General features: G+C 73.5%; 19 protein-coding genes and 1 riboswitch. Of the genes, 9 read left to right on the top strand and 10 right to left on the bottom strand.

Annotated features, from left to right (window positions below; all coding sequences use genetic code 11):
• The first annotated feature begins 3 nt into the window (after positions 1-3).
• Positions 4-459, top strand: coding sequence for a hypothetical protein (locus ACIQJT_RS15705; protein ID WP_402643677.1), 456 nt, complete (start codon positions 4-6; stop codon positions 457-459).
• Position 460: 1 nt separating this feature from the next.
• Positions 461-919 (top strand): pyridoxamine 5'-phosphate oxidase family protein, encoded by a 459-nt coding sequence (locus tag ACIQJT_RS15700; RefSeq protein ID WP_365450930.1) that lies wholly within the window; start codon positions 461-463, stop codon positions 917-919.
• Between the two features lie 14 nt (positions 920-933).
• On the opposite strand, the gene ACIQJT_RS15695 is transcribed toward ACIQJT_RS15700, so the two are convergent.
• Positions 934-3,198, bottom strand: coding sequence for an ATP-binding protein (locus ACIQJT_RS15695; protein ID WP_402643674.1), 2,265 nt, complete (start codon positions 3,196-3,198; stop codon positions 934-936).
• A gap of 104 nt (positions 3,199-3,302) precedes the next feature.
• Between ACIQJT_RS15695 and ACIQJT_RS15690 the strand changes: the two genes are divergently transcribed.
• On the top strand, positions 3,303-4,136 hold the full coding sequence (locus ACIQJT_RS15690; protein WP_053846192.1) for an alpha/beta fold hydrolase: 834 nt from the start codon (positions 3,303-3,305) through the stop codon (positions 4,134-4,136).
• Between the two features lie 5 nt (positions 4,137-4,141).
• On the opposite strand, the gene ACIQJT_RS15685 is transcribed toward ACIQJT_RS15690, so the two are convergent.
• Positions 4,142-4,840, bottom strand: coding sequence for a YoaK family protein (locus ACIQJT_RS15685; protein ID WP_402643672.1), 699 nt, complete (start codon positions 4,838-4,840; stop codon positions 4,142-4,144).
• A gap of 103 nt (positions 4,841-4,943) precedes the next feature.
• Between ACIQJT_RS15685 and ACIQJT_RS15680 the strand changes: the two genes are divergently transcribed.
• Positions 4,944-6,194 carry an alpha/beta hydrolase gene (locus ACIQJT_RS15680; protein ID WP_402643670.1) on the top strand — a complete coding sequence of 417 codons (1,251 nt, stop codon included), beginning with the start codon at positions 4,944-4,946 and terminating at the stop codon, positions 6,192-6,194.
• 21 nt (positions 6,195-6,215) lie between these two features.
• On the opposite strand, the gene ACIQJT_RS15675 is transcribed toward ACIQJT_RS15680, so the two are convergent.
• The 7 genes from ACIQJT_RS15675 to ACIQJT_RS15645 all read right to left on the bottom strand — a co-directional run bounded on the left by ACIQJT_RS15675 (position 6,216) and on the right by ACIQJT_RS15645 (position 13,650).
• On the bottom strand, positions 6,216-6,635 hold the full coding sequence (locus ACIQJT_RS15675; RefSeq protein ID WP_402643667.1) for a transglycosylase SLT domain-containing protein: 420 nt from the start codon (positions 6,633-6,635) through the stop codon (positions 6,216-6,218).
• A 285-nt stretch (positions 6,636-6,920) separates the two neighbouring features.
• The gene (locus tag ACIQJT_RS15670; RefSeq protein WP_402643665.1) at positions 6,921-7,730 is read right to left on the bottom strand and encodes an ECF transporter S component; all 810 of its coding nucleotides are present in this window, start codon (positions 7,728-7,730) and stop codon (positions 6,921-6,923) included.
• Entirely contained in the window at positions 7,727-9,436 is a 1,710-nt protein-coding gene (locus ACIQJT_RS15665) for an ABC transporter ATP-binding protein (protein ID WP_402643662.1), read from the bottom strand. Before ACIQJT_RS15665 ends, ACIQJT_RS15670 begins: the two co-directional genes overlap by 4 nt.
• On the bottom strand, positions 9,433-10,524 hold the full coding sequence (locus ACIQJT_RS15660) for an energy-coupling factor transporter transmembrane component T (protein ID WP_402643659.1): 1,092 nt from the start codon (positions 10,522-10,524) through the stop codon (positions 9,433-9,435). Before ACIQJT_RS15660 ends, ACIQJT_RS15665 begins: the two co-directional genes overlap by 4 nt.
• Complete coding sequence (locus tag ACIQJT_RS15655; protein WP_365450945.1) at positions 10,514-11,143, bottom strand: SCO2322 family protein; 630 nt, start codon at positions 11,141-11,143, stop codon at positions 10,514-10,516. The genes ACIQJT_RS15660 and ACIQJT_RS15655 overlap by 11 nt, the downstream gene beginning before the upstream one ends.
• Positions 11,140-12,321 carry a prenyltransferase/squalene oxidase repeat-containing protein gene (locus ACIQJT_RS15650; RefSeq protein ID WP_402643657.1) on the bottom strand — a complete coding sequence of 394 codons (1,182 nt, stop codon included), beginning with the start codon at positions 12,319-12,321 and terminating at the stop codon, positions 11,140-11,142. The genes ACIQJT_RS15655 and ACIQJT_RS15650 overlap by 4 nt, the downstream gene beginning before the upstream one ends.
• A 117-nt stretch (positions 12,322-12,438) precedes the next feature.
• A riboswitch (cobalamin riboswitch) is annotated at positions 12,439-12,566 on the bottom strand.
• Positions 12,567-12,624: 58 nt separating this feature from the next.
• A complete protein-coding gene (locus ACIQJT_RS15645) occupies positions 12,625-13,650 on the bottom strand; it encodes an MBL fold metallo-hydrolase (protein WP_402643731.1) in 1,026 nt (341 codons plus the stop codon).
• A 168-nt stretch (positions 13,651-13,818) separates the two neighbouring features.
• Between ACIQJT_RS15645 and ACIQJT_RS15640 the strand changes: the two genes are divergently transcribed.
• Both ACIQJT_RS15640 and ACIQJT_RS15635 read left to right on the top strand, forming a co-directional pair.
• Entirely contained in the window at positions 13,819-15,276 is a 1,458-nt protein-coding gene (locus ACIQJT_RS15640; protein ID WP_402643655.1) for an aldehyde dehydrogenase, read from the top strand.
• A 6-nt stretch (positions 15,277-15,282) separates the two neighbouring features.
• Positions 15,283-15,516, top strand: coding sequence for a ferredoxin (locus tag ACIQJT_RS15635; RefSeq protein ID WP_402643653.1), 234 nt, complete (start codon positions 15,283-15,285; stop codon positions 15,514-15,516).
• Between the two features lie 52 nt (positions 15,517-15,568).
• On the opposite strand, the gene ACIQJT_RS15630 is transcribed toward ACIQJT_RS15635, so the two are convergent.
• Positions 15,569-16,249 carry a TetR family transcriptional regulator gene (locus ACIQJT_RS15630; RefSeq protein WP_402643729.1) on the bottom strand — a complete coding sequence of 227 codons (681 nt, stop codon included), beginning with the start codon at positions 16,247-16,249 and terminating at the stop codon, positions 15,569-15,571.
• A gap of 182 nt (positions 16,250-16,431) precedes the next feature.
• Here ACIQJT_RS15630 and ACIQJT_RS15625 point away from each other — a divergent pair, with 182 nt between their 5' ends.
• From ACIQJT_RS15625 to ACIQJT_RS15615, 3 genes are read left to right on the top strand one after another with little or no spacing between them, the layout of a single operon-like run.
• Entirely contained in the window at positions 16,432-17,913 is a 1,482-nt protein-coding gene (locus ACIQJT_RS15625) for a glycosyltransferase family 4 protein (protein ID WP_402643650.1), read from the top strand.
• Positions 17,907-18,650 carry a class I SAM-dependent methyltransferase gene (locus ACIQJT_RS15620; RefSeq protein WP_365450959.1) on the top strand — a complete coding sequence of 248 codons (744 nt, stop codon included), beginning with the start codon at positions 17,907-17,909 and terminating at the stop codon, positions 18,648-18,650. Before ACIQJT_RS15625 ends, ACIQJT_RS15620 begins: the two co-directional genes overlap by 7 nt.
• Entirely contained in the window at positions 18,647-19,717 is a 1,071-nt protein-coding gene (locus tag ACIQJT_RS15615) for a prenyltransferase/squalene oxidase repeat-containing protein (protein ID WP_402643647.1), read from the top strand. Before ACIQJT_RS15620 ends, ACIQJT_RS15615 begins: the two co-directional genes overlap by 4 nt.
• Positions 19,718-19,896 lie beyond the last annotated feature (179 nt).

Genomic DNA, 19,896 nt, shown 5'->3' with positions numbered 1-19,896 from the left:
GCGATGGGCGCGACGGCACAGCGGGAAGCTCTGGAGCGGCTGGGGGTCCTCGTGGGGGAGTGGGACGTCGAGGCGGAGTTCCCCGGGCAGGACGTGACGGCCGGGCGGAGTGTGTTCGAGTGGGAGCTGGGCGGACAGTTCCTGGTGCAGCGGAGCGAGGCCCCGGATCCCGCGCCGGCCAGCACGGCGATCGTGTCGGTCGAGCCGGGGACGGGGGCGTACACGCAGCACTACTTCGACTCCCGGGGAGTCGCACGGCTGTACGCGATGACCTTCGACGGTGCGGTGTGGCGGTTGCTGCGTGAGGAGGAGGACTTCTACCCGCTGTCCTTCCGGCAGCGCTTCACCGGGCGGCTGAGTGCGGACGGCGACACCATCCGCGGCGTCTGGGAGCGGTCGCAGGACGGGTCGGCGGACTGGGAGACGGACTTCGGGCTGACGTACCGCAGGAGGAGCTGACATGAGGCCCACGGCCGAGAACGCGCGCGGGATCGTCGACGCGAGCCGTTACCTGGTGCTGGCCACGGCGGACGCGGAGGGGCGGCCCTGGAGCACGCCGGTGTACTTCGCGCACGTGGGATGCCGGGAGTTCTTCTGGGTGTCCTCGCCGGACGCCGTCCACTCACGCAACATCGCGGTGCGGCCGGAGGTGGGGATCGCGGTCTTCGACTCCTCGGTGGAGATCGGCACCGGACAGGGCGTGTACGCCTCCGCCGTCGCCGCCGAGCTGGCGGACGGGGCCGAGGAGGCGCTGGAGGTCTTCTCCCGGCGGTCCCTGGGCCACGGCGGCCGGGTATGGACCCTCGACGACGTACGGGGCGACTCGGGGATGCGGCTGTACCGTGCGGTGGCCGGCACGCACTCGATGCTGGCGAAGGACGGGAGGCCGGATCACCGCGTCACGGTCGACCTGGCGTAAGGACATGGCGGGCCTCACTCCCGGGTTCGCTCGACCCCCGCCGCCGCCTCCGCCACGGACGCCGTGTCGCCGAAGGACGTGAACAGGGCGCGGGCCAGGGCGTAGTGCTCGCGCGCCCCGGCGGGGTCGCCGCAGTGTTCCAGGGCCGTGGCGAGGCCGAGCGAGGTGTGGGCCCGGAGGCGGTCGATGCCGGCGTGGGCGGACGGTGTGCCGACCGCCCGGAAGGCCTGCGCCGCCTCGGACCAGCGTTCCAGTGCCAGCAGGTCCTTGGCCGTCTCGCAGCGCAGGAGGGCCGCGACGAACTCGGTCAGGCCGGGAACATCCCCGGGCCGGGTGCCGAGCAGGGCGCGGTGCAGGGCCAGCGCCTCCTCGGCGCGACCGGACCCCCGCAGCGCCGTGCCGAGGACGCGCTGGGAGACCGCCCGGCCGGTGGAGTCACCCGTGGTCTCGAAGAGCCGGGTGGCCCGGGCGGCCGACTCCGCCGCCTCCGCGGGCCGGCCCTGCCCCATGCAGGCCCCGCTGATGTACGCCCACGCCCAGGCCTGCTGGTCCAGGTCACCGGTCTCCGAGGCCGACTCAAGGGCCTGTCGGGCGAGGTGCTCGGCCTCCTCGTACCGGCACGCGCCGACCGAGTGGGCCCAGGCCAGACAGTTGAGCTGGTGGGCCTCGGCCGCCCGGTCCCCGAGGGCGGCCGCGGACCGGGCGCCGTGGGAGAACAGGGTCCGCCACTCGGGCCACTGGCACCAGCGGTCGGAGAACCAGTACAGGCTGCGTGAGGCGTGCAGGATCTCCTGGTGCCGGCCCGCCGCGAACATCAGGGGCAGGGCGCCCGCCCAGTTGGAGCGCTCGGCGGTGAGCCACTCCTCCGCCTCCTCGGCAGACCCGGGAGTGAAGGGCGCGGGTTCGCCCGGCCAGGGCTCCGGCGCGCCCGGCGCCTCGAACAGGCGGCCCGCCGTCGAGGCCGAACGCAGCAGCCAGTCCGCCATCCTGAGGTGGACCGGGGGTGCGGCCTCCTCCTCGTCTTCCAGCCGCTCCCGCGTGAAGAGCCGTACGAGATCGTGCAGGGCGTACCGGCCGGGCGCGGTCTCCTCCAGCAGGCCCCGGTCGACCAGCAGGTGCAGGGAGTCCTCGGTGGTGAGCGGGTCCTCGCCGGTCAGGACGGCGGCGAGGCCGGGGCCGGTGTCGTGGCCGGGGACCAGGGAGAGGCGGCGCAGCAGGAGCCGGTGCGACGGCGTGAGCTGGCCGTAGGAGAGGGCCAGCGCGCCGCGCACGGCGAGGTCGCCCGCGACCAGGCCGCTCAACCTGCGTCCCTCGTCGGCGAGTTGGCTCACCAGATGGGCCGGGGTCCAGTTCGGGCGGCTGGAGAGGCGGTTGCCGACGATGCGCAGGGCCAGCGGGAGATGGCCGCACAGCTCGGTCAGCCGGGTGATCGCCTCCAACTGGCCGTCGGTGCGCGGGGCGCCGAGGATCCGCTCCAGCAGCCTCGTCGACTCGCCGCCGCTGAGGCCGCCGAGCCTGATCCGGCGGACTCCTTCGAGACCGGCCAGCGGACGCCGGCTGGTGATCAGCACGAAACTGCCCTCGGCGTCCGGCAGCAGCGGTCTGGTCTGGGTCTCGTCGGCGGCGTCGTCGAGGACGACCAGTGTCCGTCGTCCGGCGAGCACCGCCCGGTAGACGGCCTCCCGGGCGACGGGATCGACCGGGATGCGGTCCGCGGGGTGCCCCAGCGCCGTCAGCAGGAGGACCAGCGCCTCGGACGCCGGCAGCGGGGAGTCGCTCATGCCGTGCAGCTGGACGCAGACGCTGCCGTCCGGGAAGGCGCCCGCGAGCCGCCGTACCGCCTCCGCCGCCAGGGTGGTCTTGCCCTGACCGCCCGGCCCGAACAGCACCGCCGCACGCGTGCGCGTGCCGGTGGCGAGTGCCTCCAGGTCCGCCAGTTCCTGCCTGCGTCCGGTGAAGTCCGGAACGGTCCGCAGGAGGTACGGCGAGACCGGCGGGCCCCCGCGGTCCCGGCCGGCCTCCGCCAGCCGCCGCAGCCGCCCGCCCTGCTCGGCGTCGAGCCGCAGGGCGGCGGCGAGCGCTTCGACGGTACGGCGCTGCGGCCCCCGGCTGCGCCCGCGCTCCAGGTCACCGAGCGCGCGCACGCTCACCCCGGACGCCTCGGACAGCTCCTCCAGGGTCAGCCGGGCGGCCCGGCGCAGGGAGCGCAGCAGCACACCGAAGGCGGTGCCGCCAGGAGGGACATCGGACTGCTGGACTGCGGAAACGGGACTGGTCATCACCACAATTAGAACAAGCGCTCCTGGTTCCGCCTGCACTTCTGCCTGGTGACCATGGGCCGGGGCTGGTGTGCTGGAGACCCGTCCAGGAAGGAAGAGACCCCATGCCTTACATCACCGTTGGCGAAGAGAACAGCGCGCCGATCGAGCTCTACTACGAGGACCACGGCACCGGACAGCCCGTCGTGCTGATCCACGGCTACCCGCTCGACGGCCACTCCTGGGAGAAGCAGCTCCCCGCCCTGCTGGAGGCCGGCCACCGCGTCATCACCTACGACCGCCGCGGCTTCGGCCGCTCGTCGCAGCCCACCACCGGCTACGACTACGACACCTTCGCCGCCGACCTCGACAAGGTCCTCACCACCCTGGACCTGACCGACGCGGTCCTGGTCGGCTTCTCCATGGGCACCGGCGAGGTGGGCCGCTACCTGGGCACCTACGGCTCGGGCCGGGTCGCCAAGGCCGCCTTCCTGGCCTCCCTGGAGCCCTTCCTGCTCAAGACCGACGACAACCCCACCGGCGTGGACCAGTCGGTGTTCGACGGCATCCTGGAGGCCGTCACCAAGGACCGGTACGCCTACTTCGACGCCTTCTACCAGGACTTCTACAACCTGGACGAGACGCTCGGCAGCCGCATCAGCGAGGCGGCCGTGCGCGGCAGCTGGAACGTGGCGGCGGGCGCCTCGGCGCACGCGTCGGTGGCCTGCGTGCCCACCTGGATCACCGACTTCCGCGCCGACGTCGCCAAGATCGACGTACCCGCGCTGATCCTGCACGGCACCGGCGACCGCATCCTGCCCATCGACGCCACCGGCCGGCCCTTCCACGCGCTGCTGCCGGCCGCCGAGTACGTCGAGATCGAGGGTGCCCCGCACGGTCTACTGTGGACCCACGCCGAGGAGGTCACCTCCGCGCTGCTGTCCTTCCTCGCGAAGTAGGAGGGCTACTCGCGCCCCGACGCGGTCACCGCCAGCACCGCCACCAGTCCCGCCGCGATCGCCAGCGGGATCGCGAGGCCGTGGTGGAGGACCAGCCAGGCGCCCAGCGAGGCTCCGGCCACCATCGCGACCACCGACGCCGTACGGCGGGGGGAGCGGGTGCCGGGGCCGCCGCCGGCCCGGGAGTCGGCGGCCAGACCGGTCAGCGTCATGGTCAGCACGGTCGTCGTCAGGTCAGGGACGCCGAGCTTGCGGACCGTGGCGTTGCGCAGCCCCATCGCGAACGCCGTGACGGCGATGAGGGTGTAGGCGGTGGCCGTGGCGCCGGGCGCGGCGAAGGCGACCACGGCCGACACCCCGAGGAGCACCGCCTCGGCGGCGAGGGTGAGCCGGGCCCAGGTGCGGCGGGAGCCGGAGCCGAGCCGTACGGCGACCCGGCCGCCCGCCACCGCGCCCACCACGAACGACCCCAGCGAGGTCAGCGTGTGCGCCACCGAGAAGCCGGGCGCCCCGGCCGCGGCGAACCCGAGCACGACCACGTTGCCCGTCATGTTCGCGGTGAAGACGTGTTCGAGGCCGAGATAGCTGACGGCGTCGATCAGTCCGCTGACCACCGTCAGCCCCAGCAGGACGGCCACCAGGCGCAGCCCGCGCGCCTCGGGATCGTGGGCCGGCCGCGTGCCGGTGCCGCTGTGTTCGCTCATCGGGTCTCCGGAGGGCCGGACGGTCGGGGTGCACCCAAGTCCACCACGGATGCGGGGGACTCCCGGATGCTGGGGTGACCCGCGCGTCCCTAGCGTCGAGGACATGAGTGACGAGACGCGTACATCCCACGCGACACGGGCGGGTCGGCGCACGCGCAGGGGGCTCGCCGGAGCGGCGGCCCTGCTGCTCGTCGGACTCGCCGTCGCCCCGGTGGCGGCGGCCGGCGGCGAGCAGACCCGTCCGGCGCGGCGCGGTGACCTGGTCGCCGTCACGCCGGTCGCCGTCCGGGACGCCGGGCAGGTCAGGTCGTTCCTGGCCGGGCGGGACGTCGACACCGGCGTGGTGCGGCACGGTGTCCGGGCGTACCGGCTGACGTACCGGACCGTCGACCCGTACGGCGCACCCACCACGGCGACCGGGCTGCTGACGCTTCCCCGGGGCGGCGCCCACCGTCTCGACCTGGTCTCCGACACCCACGGCACGATGGTCGACCGTGACTACGCGCCCTCGGTGAGCGAGGACTTCGGGCGGGTGCCGTCGTACGTCCACGCCTCCGCGGGCCGCGCGGTCGCGGCCCCCGACTACCTCGGTCTCGGCAGGGGTCCGGGCCCGCATCCGTACCTGGACACCGCCTCGTCCGTGACCGCCTCCGTCGACATGCTGCGGGCCGCGCGGACGGCCGCGGAACGGCTCGGCCGCCCGCTGACCGGTGCGGTGTACGCGACGGGCTTCTCCCAGGGCGGCCAGGTCGCGATGGCGCTCGGCAAGGCGCTCGAAGCGGGTGCCGACCGGCACTTCCGACTGACGGCACTCGCGCCGGTCAGCGGCCCGCACGACCTGGAGGGCACGGAGATGCCCGCGCTGTTCGACGGCCGGGTCAACGACACCAGCGGAGTCCTCTACATCTCCTACTGGCTGGTCGCCCAGAACCGTCTGCACCCCCTCTACAAGGACCCCTCCGAGGCCTTCCGCGCGCCGTACGCGAGCCGGGTCGAGAACCTGCTCGACGGGAGCCACGAGCAGGAGGACGTCGTCAGGGGACTCGCGCCCTCGGTGGAACGGCTCCTCACCCCCGCCTTCTTCGAGCGGCTGCGGCACCCGTCCGGCGCCGTGCTGGACGCGATGCGGGCCGCCGACCACACCTGCGACTGGAAGCCCGACGTACCGGTGCGGCTGTACGCCGCCGCCGGCGACACCGACGTGCCCCTCGGCAACACCCGGACATGCGCCCGCACCCTCGCAGGTCAGGGAGCGAGGGTGCGGGTGGTCGATCAGGGGGCCGTGGACCACTTCGGGTCGGTCCTGGTGTCGGCCCCCCAGGTGGTGCGGTTCTTCGACGGCGTACGGCGGTGAGGCGCGCGGTGGGTCGGCGGCTCAGTACCAGCCGTTGGCCTGCCAGAAGGCCCAGGCGGCGGTCGGGCTGCCGTAGCGGGAGTTCATGTAGTCCAGGCCCCACTTGATCTGGGTCTTGGCGTTGGTCTTCCAGTCGGAGCCGGCGGAGGCCATCTTGGAGCCGGGCAGGGCCTGGACCAGGCCGTAGGCGCCGGAGGAGGAGTTCGTGGCGTCGACGTCCCAGCCGCTCTCGTGCTCGACGATCTTGCTGAACGCGGCGTACTGCGCGGCGTTCGGGATCATCTTGTGCGCGATGGCCTTGGCCTGGGCGGAGGAGTCGGTCGTGGCCGCCTGGGCCGGCGCCGCGGTCAGGACCAGGCCGGCGGTGGCGGCGGCCATCGCGGCGGTGGTGATGGCCTTCTTCGGGGAAGCGATGCGGCGGGCGAAGCGGGAGACGGACACGGGGAACCTTTTCCTCGGGGACGGTGGTGTCGCTCGCGGTCCCGGGGGACATGCGTCGGCGCCGAGGCCCGTGGGCTTGTCGGCGCCGTGCGACGTCGTCCAGAGAAACAGGCCCGGAAGGCGTCCGCAATGACCCCTTTTACTAGTTGTGGCCGCATCGCCGGGAAAGGTCGTCTGTGTGACCCGGCTCTCAAAGCGCAGGTCAGAGGGGGTGCGGGATGGGCGTTATGTCGGAAATGCTCCTACTGTTCCCGTTAGTAGGTGAGCTGGGTCATGTGGGGCGCTTCACCGCTCGGACCCCTCGAATGTGACCTGGGCCTCGAAGGCGGCACGTCGGGTCGCCCGGCGCAGACCCCTCAGCAGGGCAGGGCCGAGGGTGAGCGTCAGGACGACGGTGACCAGAGCCCGCCCGAGGTCCCAGCCGAGGGACGTGGCCAGGCAGTACGCGACGAAACGGGCCAGGTTGGCGGGCACTCCGGCGTGCGGGTCGAAGGCGATGTCCGAGGCGAGGGCGCCCAGGAAGGGCCAGCCGGCCAGGTTCATGGCGGTGCCGTAGGCGAAGGCGGCGAAGAAGCCGTAGGCGGCCAGCAGCCCGACCTCCGTACGGCCCCGCGCGCGGGCGGGCACCGGCAGCAGGCCCGCGCCCATCGTGAACCAGCCCATCGCCAGCATCTGGAACGGCATCCACGGCCCCACCCCGCCGGTGAGCAGGGCGGACGCGAACATCGTGACGTTGCCGAGCGCGAAGCCGAAACCCGGGCCGAGGACCCTGCCGCTGAGCACCATCAGGAAGAACATCGGCTCGATGCCGGCGGTACCGGCACCGATCGGCCGGAGCGCGGCCCCGGTCGCGGCGAGCACCCCGAGCATCGCCACGGCCTTGGGGCCCAGGCCCGACTCCGCGAGCGCCGCGGCGACCACCGCGACCAGGAGGACGAGCAGTCCGGCGAACAGCCAGGGCGCGTCCTGGGCGTGGGTGCCGACCTGTGAGGTGGGCGGGGCGAGGAAGGGCCAGCCGAAGGCGACGACGCCCACGGCGCTGACCAGGGCGAGGGCGAGGACGGAACGCGGGCCGAGACGGACGGCTCGGGTCATGACAGGGCCTGCCTCACCTGGGCGACCGTCAGCCACTTCTGCGGGGCGAGGACCTTGCTGACCTGCGGGGCGAAGGAGGGGGAGGACGTGACGACCTCCGTCGCCGGACCGTCGGCGATCACCTCGCCCTCGGCCAGCAGGACCACCCGGTGGGCGAGCTCGGCGGCGAGCTCCACGTCGTGGGTGGCCAGCACGATCGCGTGGCCGGTGGCGGCGAGTTCCCCGAGCAGCCGGACCAGGCGGGCCTTCGCCGCGTAGTCCAGGCCGCGGGTCGGCTCGTCCAGGAGCAGGAGCGGCGGACGGGCGGTCAGCACCACGGCGAGGGCGAGGGCGAGCCGCTGGCCTTCGGAGAGGTCGCGCGGATGGGTGTCGTCGGTCACGCCCGGGAGCAGGTCCGAGACGAGGGCCCGGCAGGTACCGGAGGTGGCCGCGGCGTCCTGGTCGGCGGCCCGGCACTCGGCGGCGACGGTGTCGGCGCAGAGGAGGTCGCGGGGTTCCTGGGGGACCAGCCCGACCCGGCGGACGAGGTCGCGCGGGGCGGTGCGGTCCGGCTGGGCGCCGCCTGCCCGGACCGTGCCGCTGCTCGGTGCCACCAGTCCTACGAGGGTGTTGAGGAGCGTGGACTTCCCGGCGCCGTTGCGGCCCATGAGGGCGATGGTCTCGCCGGGGCGGACGGTGAGATCGATGCCGCGCAGGGCCTGGACGTGGGCCCGGCGTACGGAGAGGGCGCGGGTCTCGGCGAGGTGGGGGGTGGAGACGGAGGTGGGACGGCTGCGGAACACCCGCCTTCGGCGGGGCGTTCCGTCGTTCCCACCCGCACCATCCGTATCGCTTTCCCGTGGGGCGGTCCCGCCGTCGGCGGCCTCGGGTGCGTCGTCCGTCGGTGTACGTCCGGCCAGTCGCTCCCTGAGGTCCCCCGCCTTGCGCCGCGCGTCCCGCACCGTCAGGGGCAGGGGGTCCCAGCCCGCCAGCCGGCCCAGGTCCACCACCGGGGGGTACACCGGGGACACGGCCATGATGTCGGCCGGGGTGCCGAGGACCGGTGTCGCCCCGGGGGCCGGCAGCAGGGCCACCTGGTCGGCGTACTGGACGACGCGTTCCAGGCGGTGCTCGGCCATCAGGACCGTGGTGCCGAGGTCGTGGACCAGGCGCTGGAGGACGGCCAGCACCTCCTCCGCCGCCGCCGGGTCCAGCGCCGAGGTCGGTTCGTCCAGGACCAGCACCCGCGGGTGCGGGGTGAGGACCGAGCCGATCGCCACGCGCTGCTGCTGGCCGCCGGAGAGGGTGGCCAGCGGCCGGTCCCGCAGCGGAGCCAGGCCCAGCAGGTCCAGGGTCTCCTCCACCCGGCGCCGCATCACCGCCGGCGGCAGGCCCAACGACTCCATGCCGTAGGCGAGTTCGTCCTCCACGGTGTCCGTCACGAAGTGCGAGAGCGGGTCCTGCCCCACCGTGCCGACCACGTCGGCCAGTTCGCGCGGCTTGTGGGTGCGGGTGTCGCGGCCGGCCACCGCGACCCGGCCGCGCAGGGTGCCGCCGGTGAAGTGCGGGACGAGCCCGCTGACCGCGCCGAGGATCGTGGACTTGCCGACCCCCGACGGGCCGACCAGCAGCACGAGTTCACCCTCGGGCACCTCGAGGTCGACGCCACGGACGGTGGGTTCGGACGCCCCGTCGTACGTCACGGAGACGTTCTCGAAGCGGATCACGGCGACGGCTCCTTGGGGGCGGGGGCGAGGAAGGCGGGCAGCAGGCCCAGGAGGACCGCCACGGCCGGCCGCAGCGGAAGGGCGGGGGCGACGAGCGGCACCACACCGGGGTGCAGGGCGCCCGGATCGGTGGCGCCGGCGAGGAGCATGACCGCCGCCACGGCCGCGCCGGAAGCGGCGACCAGCAGGGACCGGGCGGTCCAGCGGTCCGGCCGGTAACGGGTGCGCGGGGTGCGGCGGCCCCCCAGGCGCAGACCCGCGAGCGCGGCGGCGAGACCGGTGAGGAGCACCGGGACGCCGTACGTGCCGCCCTCGGCGGTGAGCAGTCCGTACGTCCCCGCGCACACCCCGAGCAGACCGCCGAGGGTGAGCGCGGTGGTCGTACGGCGCACTGCGGGCGGGACCTCGGCCGTGCGGCCGTAGCCGCGGGCGTCCATCGCCGCGGCGAGGGCGACCGAGCGCTCCAACGCGCCCTCCAGGACCGGGAGTCCGACCTGGAGGAGACCGCGCAGGCCGGTGTCCGGGCGGCCGCGGAGTCGGCGGGCGGCGCGCAGGCGCTGGACGTCGGCGACGAGGTGCGGGGCGAAGGTCAGGGCCACGACCACGGCCACGCCGAGTTCGTAGAGGGCGCCGGGGAGGGACTTGAGGAGCCGGTGCGGGTTGGCGAGGGCGTTCGCCGCGCCCACGCAGACCAGGAGGGTGGCCAGCCTGAGGCCGTCGTAGAGGGCGAAGACCAGGGACTCCGTGGTGACCCGGCCGCCCAGGCGGATGCCCTGCGCCCAGTCGGGCAGGGGGAGTTCGGGGAGGGTGACGAGCACGTGGCTGCCCGGGACCGGGGAGCCGAGCACGATCGTGAAGAGGAGCCGGACGAGGAGGACGGCGAGGCCGAGCTTCAGGAACGCGGCGTACGAGTGGGACCAGGGGGTCGCGCGGCGGCAGGTCGCCACCACGTAGGCGGAGACGACGAGGAGGAGGGCGAGCAGGAGCGGGTTGGTGGTGCGGGTGGCCGCGATCCCGAGGGAGAGGGACCAGAGCCACCACGCGCCGGGGTGCAGGGGCGCGGACGGGACGGGTGCGCTACGGGGCATTCCTGCGCCGCCTCGCCTGCCACACCGCAGCCGCTCCCAGGACCGCGACCGCTCCCACCCCGGCGAACAGGCCAACGGACGGGCCGGAGTCCGACGCGCTCCTCCTCGCACCGGTCCCCTTCTCCGCGACCGGCTCCCCGCATCCCGTCCTCGGATACCCCGAGACCGCGCACAACAGGGCGTTCGCGTTGTACCGGAGGGGTTCGGCGACCGATGCCAGAGCCTCTGCCGTGGTCGCGTCCCGGGGCACCGACGCGCACGCGGTGCGGCCCGCCGGGGGTGTCTCGCCGGACGGGGCGTCCGCGGCCGTTCCGAAGTCGAGGACCAGGGCCACGCGCTTACGGCCGTCCCGCGCGGGCGTGTCCGCGCAGATCCGCGCGAACGACGCCGGCCCGCGCGGCTTCGCCGCGTCCGCGGAGTCCTCGCTCACGGCGAAGCGGAAGCCCTGGACGTCTCCGTCGGAGGGCACCGCGGTCGAGGGGCCCTGGGTGGCGTAGGCCCAGGCCGTCCCGGTGCGGTCCCAGAAGGACCAGTAGCGGTAGCCGGTGGCGTGGGCCGGGTTCGCGCCGGCGAGGAGGAGGCCGGTCAGGAGGGCGAGGAGGACGGCCCGGCGGGTCACGGCTGCTTCCTCTTGTTGCGGCTGCTGAGCAGGAAGCCGATGCCCGCGCCGGCGGCGAGCCCCGCGCCGACCGTCCACCACACGGAGGGGCCGGAGTCGTCCTCGTCCTGGGACGCGGTTTCCGGCGCCGGTCCCGTCGCGGTCAGCTGCTTCACCAGGTCGGTGCCGCCGAAGTCGCTCGGGTCGGCGCCGGCCGTCTCGGCGGCGAGGATCAGCTGGGCGTAGGCCGCCGGGCCGTTCTGCCGGGCCCACTTCGCGGAGTTCCGCTCCAGCCAGGTCAGGGGCCCCCGTGCGGCCTCGGGACCGCCCTGTACGGCGAGTGCGACGACCGCGTCCGCCGTGTTGCCGTAGTCGGGCTGGTCCTCGGCACCGGGGAGGGCGGACTTCAGATGGCCGTCCTTCGCGACCGCCTCGGCGAGGAAGGACGCTCCGTTGGCCGCGGCCCTCGCGGGGGTGAGGTCCGGCGCGTCGGCGCAGGCGCTCCCGCTCGGGGTGCCGGCCTTCGCCGTCAGCGGCCCGGTTCCGTGCGCGGCGACGACAGCCGCCGCCGTCGCGTCCGCGTTGGCACGGAGCTCGCCCTTCTTGTCCGGCTGGTAGGCGAACGCGCCTCCGTCGGCACACGGCAGGGACAGCTTCAGCAGGGCGTCGTAGGGCGACTTCGCGCCGGCGCGGACCTCGGAGACGGGGACGTCCTGGGTGGCGAGCGCGCCGATGACCACGGACGTCGAGTTGGCGTCGCTGGCCCCGCCGGGGGCGAAGCCCCAGCCGCCGTCCTTGTTCTGGACGGACTTCAGCCAGTTCACCGCCTTCGTGACCGCGGTGCCGTGCCCGCCGACCGCGGACAGGGCCTGGGCGGCCGCGGCCGTGCTGTTGGTGTCGACCGTCAGCTTGGCGTCGCAGGCCTTGGCCGGGTTCGCCCGGTAGGCCGGGAACGCACCGTTCTCGCACTGCTGCCCGGCCAGCCAGGCGACGGCCGCGGCCGCGGGCTCCGCGTGCGCCCGGTGCAGGGCGATGAGTGCGAACGACTGCCGCCAGACCCCGTCGTAGGTGGGGTCGCCGCTGCCGTACAGCCCGGCGGGCAGGGACGGTGAAGGGGATGGTGAGGCGGCGACGGCGGGTGCGGCCGTGCCGATCACGACGGTGGCGGCCAGGACGGCGGCGCTGCGGCGGACGTTCATGATCGGCGGATGCCCTTCTCCCTGCGGAGAGCCGGGCAGCACGGGAGGACCCCCGGGCGGCTCGGCTCCGTATACCTCGACGGTGCCCGCACCGGCCGGTCGCCGATGCGCGTGAGCCGGTCACGAACCGTGCGGGGCAGTCCGGCTCACCGCCGGGAGGCGGTTCACGGTTGCGGGTCAGCGCCGGAATTGCACCGGCTTTCCCCCGTACGGGTGTGATGACGACCCGGCCACTGTACTCGCCCGTAGCGAAGCGCCCGGGAGCCGCCTGGGCGTGCGGCAGGGGGTCCCGGCCTGCCTGCCTCAGGCCGCCACGTACGTCACCGGATCACTCCCCGGCACCGCCTCCGCCCGCCCCAGCTTCACCAGCCGCCGCAGATGCGCCTCGGCCTCCGAGACCGCGATGTTCCTCGACCCGTGAGGGATCTGCTCCCAGGGCCGGTTCCACTCCATGCGCTCGGCGAGCTGCCAGGGGGTGAGGGGTTCGGCGAGCAGGGAGCGCAGGCCGGTGAGGCGTTCCTCGTGGTGGGCGAGCAGTTCCCGGACCCGTGCGCTCGCGTCGGTGAAGACGTGCTGGTGGGCGGGGAGGACCTCGGCGGGGGCGAGGCGGCCGATCCGCTCCAGGGAGTCGAGGTAGTCGCCGAGGGGGTCGGTCACGGTGGCGTCGTCGGGGTCCTCGTACAGGCCGATGTGCGGGGTGATCTCGGGCAGCAGGTGGTCGCCGGAGAACAGCCGCCCGCGGCCGGGGAGCCGGGCCGGGTGCTCCTCCTCCAGGTGCAGGCACACATGACCCGGGGTGTGTCCGGGCGTCCAGATCGCCCGGAGCCTGCGGCCGGGCAGGTCGAGCAGTTCACCGGGGACGATCTCGCGGTCCGGCAACGCGGGGGAGAAGCCCGGGAGTTGGCGACGGCGGGTGGTGCGCAGGGGGGCCACGTGCTCTTCGGGGGCGCCCGCGGCCACCAGCTTGGCCGTCATGTAGGTGAACCAGCGCTCGGCCCGGGTCTCCCGGGTGCGCCGCACGATCGCGGAGTCCGCCGCGTGCATCGCGATCCAGGCGCCGGAGACCTCGCGCACCTGCCCGGAGAGGCCGTGGTGGTCGGGGTGGTGGTGGGTGACGACGACGCCGTGGATCTCGCCGGCGCCGGTCCCGCACGCCGTCAGCCCCTCGGCGAGGGTGTCCCAGGAGGCCGGGTCGTCCCAGCCGGTGTCCACCAGCACCGGACCCCGGTCGGTGTCGACGACGTAGACGAGGGTGTGGCCGAGGGGGTTGTCGGGGATGGGCACCCGCACGGACCGTACGCCGCCGCCATGGTCGTGCACCTGCGCCATGAGTTCCCCAATCACCGCGTTCCGGCCACTATAACTAGAACGGGTTTCGACGGTAGCCCGAGGTCACCAATGCGTGCGGCGCACGGCCCGTGGACTCCTCGGAGGGGAACTGGTATCAGTTCCGTATCTGATGGTTCGTCAGCAAGCCGCCCCTGGGAGGCGTTCGCCATGACCGAGCTCGTGGAACACGGACAGCTGTTCATCGGCGGGGAGTTGACCGACCCCCTGGGCGAGGACGTCATCGAGGTCATCTCCCCGCACACCCAGGAGGTCATCGGACGGGTGCCGCACGCCTCCCGGGCGGACGTGGACGCGGCCGTCGCCGCCGCCCGCACCGCCTTCGACGAGGGCCCCTGGCCGCAGATGACGCTCGACGAGCGCATCGAGGTCGTCACCAGGATCAAGGACGCCATCGCGGTACGGCACGAGGAGATCGCCCGCGTGATCTCCTCCGAGAACGGCTCGCCGTACTCCTGGAGCGTCCTCGCGCAGGCCCTCGGCGCGATGATGGTCTGGGACTCGGCGATCACGGTCGCCCGGAACTTCACCTACGAGGAGCGGCGCGACGGAGTCCTCGGCCGCATCCTCGTGCGCCGCGAGCCGGTCGGGGTGGTGGCGGCAGTGGTGCCGTGGAACGTCCCGCAGTTCGTGGCCGCCGCCAAGCTCGCGCCCGCGCTGCTCACCGGCTGCACGGTGGTGCTCAAGCCGTCGCCCGAGTCACCGCTGGACGCCTACATCCTGGCCGAGATCACCAGGGAGGCCGGACTGCCGGAGGGGGTCCTGTCCATCCTCCCGGCCGACCGCGAGGTCAGCGAGTACCTGGTGGGGCACCCGGGGATCGACAAGGTCTCCTTCACCGGCTCGGTGGGCGCGGGCAAGCGCGTGATGGAGGTCGCCGCCCGCAACCTCACGCGCGTGACACTGGAGTTGGGCGGGAAGTCGGCGGCCGTGGTCCTCCCGGACGCGGACGTGGAGGCGGCCGTCGCCGGGATCGTCCCGTCCGCCTGGATGAACAACGGACAGGCCTGCGTGGCCCAGACCCGCATCCTGCTGCCCCGCTCCCGCTACGACGAGTTCGCCGAAGCCCTGGCCGCGGCGGCGAGTTCCCTGGTCGTCGGCGACCCGCTCGACCCGGCGACCCAGGTCGGACCCCTGGTCGCCGAACGCCAGCAGCGCCGCAACCTCGACTACATCAGGATCGGCCAGGAGGAGGGCGCCAAGATCCTCACCGGCGGCGGCCGTCCGGCCGGCCTGGACCGCGGCTGGTACGTCGAGCCGACGCTCTTCGGGGACGTCGACAACTCGATGCGCATCGCCCGGGAGGAGATCTTCGGCCCGGTGATCTGCCTGCTGCCCTACGGCGACGAGTCCGAGGCCGTGAAGATCGCCAACGACTCGGACTACGGCCTCTCCGGCAGTGTGTGGACGGCCGACGTCGAGCGCGGCATCGAGGTCGCGCGGCAGGTCCGTACCGGCACCTACTCCGTCAACACCTTCAGCCTCGACATGCTCGGCCCCTTCGGCGGCTACAAGAACAGCGGCCTGGGGCGGGAGTTCGGGCCGGAGGGCTACGGCGAGTACCTGGAGCACAAGATGATCCACCTGCCGGCCGGCTGGGAGGGATGACGGGCGATGGGGGACCGCTGGCACGTCGAGGTCGACCGCTCACTGTGCATAGGCTCGGCGCAGTGCGTGCACACCGCACCCGACGGCTTCCGCCTGGACACCGCCCGCCAGTCCCACCCCGCCGACCCGGACACCGACGCCAACGAGAAGATCCTGGCCGCGGCGGAGAACTGCCCGGTCGAGGCCATCACGATCACCCTGCCGGGGAGCGGTGAGCCGGTGTTCCCGCCGGAGGAGTAGCGGGCCGGGGAGGGGGCGGCCGGAACCCCGGTCGGCCGGGCCAGGGGTCCGTTCAGGACCTGGGTTCCGTCAGGTCGATCAGGCGGCACACCGTCTCGATGTCGATCTTCACCTGGGCGATGGAGGCCCGTCCCGAGAGCCAGGTGATCAGGGCCGAGTGCCAGGTGTGCTCGATGACCCGGACCGCGGAGAGCTGCTCGGGCGTCGGGTCGGCGAGGCCCATGGCGTCCAGGATGATCAGCGTGGTCTGGTGGGAGACCTGGTCGACCTCCGGGCTCACACTGCGGTCCGCGAAGGTCAGCGCGCGGACCATCGCGTCGGCCAGGTGCGGTTCGCGCTGGAGGGCACGGAAGGCCCGCATCAGGGTCTCCGCGACCCGCTCGGCCGCCGTCTCGCCCTGCGGCGGCTTCTTGCGGAGCGTGCCGTGCATGTGCTCCAACTGGTCCTGCATGGTGGCCACCAGGAGGTGGATCTTGGAGGGGAAGTAGCGGTAGAGGGTGCCGAGCGCCACCTGCGAGGACTCCGCGACCTCCCGCATCTGCACCGCGTCGAACCCGCCCCGGCTCGCGAGCTGCGCGCTCGCGTGCAGGATGCGCCGGCGCCGCGCCTCCTGCCGCTCGGTCAGCGGTGGCGCGTCGGATCGTGCGGTACTGGCTTCCACTCCGGCCGGCTTGGCCACCTTGTCCACCTTGGGTTCCGTGACAGTCCGTGAGGGCTCGCGATCACACAGCATGGCAGGGCGCCGGGTCACGGCGTGCTCTCGGCGTTCGTGGCGTGAATCACCTGATCCACCGCTCACAGGACCCCTACCTGCCGGTAGATTCAGAGCCTCCTGAACGATCAAGTCTGAAACTTGTTCTAGATTACCGTCTCGTCGTAATCTCGCGGGACAGTGCAGGCAGAAGGGGGCCCAGAGTGACCGCTGAGGCCAGTCAGGCCGGGCCCTCGACGGACCCGGCCGTTGACGGCGAGCGACCGCTCCGTATCGCTCTCCTCACCTACAAAGGGAACCCGTTCTGCGGCGGCCAGGGCGTCTACACACGCCACCTCTCGCGTGAACTGGCCCGTCTCGGCCACCGCGTCGAGGTCATCGGCTCCCAGCCGTACCCGGTCCTCGACCCGGGCTACGACGGTCTGAGCCTGACCGAGCTGCCGAGCCTGGACCTCTACCGCTCCCCGGACCCCTTCCGCACGCCGCGGCGCGACGAGTTCCGGGACTGGATCGACGCCCTGGAAGTCGCCACGATGTGGACCGGCGGCTTCCCCGAGCCGCTCACCTTCTCCCTGCGGGCCCGACGCCATCTCCGGGCCCGCAGCGGCGAGTTCGACGTGATCCACGACAACCAGACCCTCGGCTACGGCCTGTTGGGCGATGTCGGCGCGCCGCTGGTGACGACCATCCACCACCCCATCACCGTGGACCGGCAGTTGGAGCTGGACGCGGCCGAGGGCTGGCAGCAGCGGCTGTCCAAGCGCCGCTGGTACGCCTTCACCCGCATGCAGAAGCGAGTGGCCCGGCGCCTCCCCTCGGTCCTCACCGTCTCCGGCACCTCCCGCCAGGAGATCGTCGACCACCTGGGCGTGCGCGACGACCGCATCCACGTCGTCCACATCGGCGCCGACACGGACCAGTTCTCGCCGGATCCCTCCGTGCCGGTCGTCCCCGGCCGGATCGTCACCACCTCCAGCGCCGACGTCCCCCTCAAGGGACTGGTCTTCCTCGTCGAGGCGCTCGCGAAGGTGCGCACGGAACACCCCGGGGCGCATGTCGTCGTCGTGGGCAAGCGGCCCACGGAGGGCCCGGTCGCCACCGCGATCGAGCGCTACGGGCTCGAAGGCGCCGTCGACTTCGTCAAGGGCATCTCGGACGCCGAACTGGTCGACCTGGTCCGCTCGGCGGAGGTCGCCTGCGTGCCGTCGCTCTACGAGGGCTTCTCCCTGCCGGCCGCCGAGGCCATGGCGACCGGCACCCCGCTGGTCGCCACGACGGGCGGCGCGATCCCCGAGGTCGCCGGCCGCGACGGTGAGACGTGCCTCGCGGTACCGCCGGGAGACTCCGGCGCCCTCGCCGTGGCGCTCGGCCGTCTCCTGGGCGACCCGGACCTGCGGGCCCGCCTCGGGGCGGCAGGACGCGAACGCGTGCTCGCCCGCTTCACCTGGGCCCGCGCCGCCGAGGGCACGGTGGCCCGCTACCGGCAGGCGATGGCCGACGCCGGGCGCGGAGCCGCCTCCCGCTCGGTGACCCCGGACCACGGACCCGGCGGGGGAGCCGGGGCCCGGGCCGCCGCCGTCGGCGCCGGCCCGGACAGTGTCGCGGCCGCCACCTCGAACACCGCTGCCCCGGCAGCCCCCACCAGTGACACCGGTGTCTACCCCGAAAGCAGGGCCACGTGCTGACCGTCGACTTCTCCCGGTTCCCGCTCGCCCCGGGCGACCGCGTCCTGGACCTCGGCTGCGGGGCCGGCCGGCACGCCTTCGAGTGCTACCGGCGCGGCGCGCAGGTCGTGGCCCTGGACCGGAACGCGGACGAGATCCGCGAGGTCGCCAAGTGGTTCGCGGCGATGAAGGAGGCCGGGGAGGCCCCCGAGGGCGCCACCGCGACGGCCATGGAGGGCGACGCCCTGGCCCTGCCCTTCCCCGACGAGTCCTTCGACGTCGTGATCATCTCCGAGGTCATGGAGCACATCCCCGACGACAAGGGCGTCCTCGCCGAGATGGTCCGGGTGCTCAAGCCCGGCGGCCGGATCGCGATCACCGTCCCGCGCTACGGCCCCGAGAAGGTCTGCTGGGCCCTGTCCGACGCCTACCACGAGGTCGAGGGCGGTCACATCCGCATCTACAAGGCGGACGAACTCCTCGCGAAAATAAGGGAGGCCGGGCTCAAGCCCTACGGCACGCACCACGCCCACGCGCTGCACTCCCCGTACTGGTGGCTGAAGTGCGCCTTCGGCGTCGACAACGACAAGGCGCTGCCGGTGAAGGCGTACCACAAGCTCCTGGTCTGGGACATCATGAAGAAGCCGCTGGCGACGAGGGTCGCCGAGCAGGCCCTGAACCCCCTGATCGGCAAGAGCTTCGTGGCGTACGCGACCAAGCCGCACCTGCCCGCCGTGTCCTCCGTGGACGCGCGGTGACGACTCCGCGTACCGAACACCTGGTCCTGCCCGGGGTGTTGACCGCCGAGCAGGCCGCCGCGACCGTCGCCGGGATCCTGGCCGTGCAGCGGGAGGACGGGGCGATCCCGTGGTTCCGCGGACACCACCTCGACCCGTGGGACCACACCGAGGCCGCCATGGCCCTGGACGCGGCGGGCGAGCACGAGGCGGCCGAGCGCGCCTACGAGTGGCTCGCACGCCACCAGAACGAGGACGGATCCTGGTACGCCGCGTACCAGGACGGGCACTTCGCCGAGGTCACCGACCGCGGGCGCGAGACCAACTTCGTCGCCTACATAGCCGTGGGAGTGTGGCACCACTACCTGTCCACCGGCGACGACACCTTCCTCGACCGGATGTGGCCGACGGTGTACGCCGCGATGGAGTTCGTGCTCGGGCTCCAGCAGCCCGGCGGGCAGATCGGGTGGAAGCGGGAGGACGACGGCAGGCCCGTCACCGACGGACTGCTCACCGGGTCCTCCTCCATCCACCACGCGCTGCGGTGCGCGCTGGCGATCGCCGAACAGCGCGAAGAGGCCCAGCCCGACTGGGAGTTGGCGGTCGGCGCGCTGCGGCACGCGATCCGCCGGCACCCCGAACGCTTCCTCGACAAGGACCGCTACTCCATGGACTGGTACTACCCGGTCCTCGGCGGGGCGGTGACCGGTGCGGAGGCCAAGTCCCGTATCGAGGAGGGCTGGGAGCGGTTCGTCGTGCCCGGCCTCGGGGTGCGCTGCGTCGTCCCCAACCCGTGGGTGACGGGCGGGGAGTCGGCCGAACTCGCGCTGGCCCTGTGGGTCACGGGCGAGTCCGACCGGGCCCTGGAGATCCTCCAGTCGATCCAGCACCTGCGGGACCCGGACAGCGGGCTGTACTGGACCGGCTACGTGTTCGACGACGGCGCGTTGTGGCCCCGCGAGCTCACCACATGGACGGCGGGGTCGCTGCTGCTGGCCGTCGCCGCGCTCGGGGGGCACGAGGCGACCTGCGCGGTGTTCGCCGGCGACCGTCTGCCGCTGGGCCTGGACCCGGACTGCTGCGCCTGAGGGCTCGGCCCTGTCGGTCGTCGGTCCGTCGGCGGGCGCGGGGGCGCCCCCGCGCGGCGCCCCCCCCCGCGGCCCCCCCCCCCCGGCCGGGCCCCCCCCCCCCCCCGGCGCCCCCCCCCGGGGGGGGGCCGGTGGGGGGGGGGGGGGCCCCCCCCAGGGTGTACCCCCCCGCCCGGCCG

Origin of the sequence: Streptomyces sp. NPDC091972, from assembly GCF_044756385.1 — a bacterium.
Classification (GTDB): domain Bacteria; phylum Actinomycetota; class Actinomycetes; order Streptomycetales; family Streptomycetaceae; genus Streptomyces.
The sequence above is the reverse complement of the archived record's forward strand: the minus strand, read 5'-3'. Positions and strand labels throughout refer to the sequence as shown.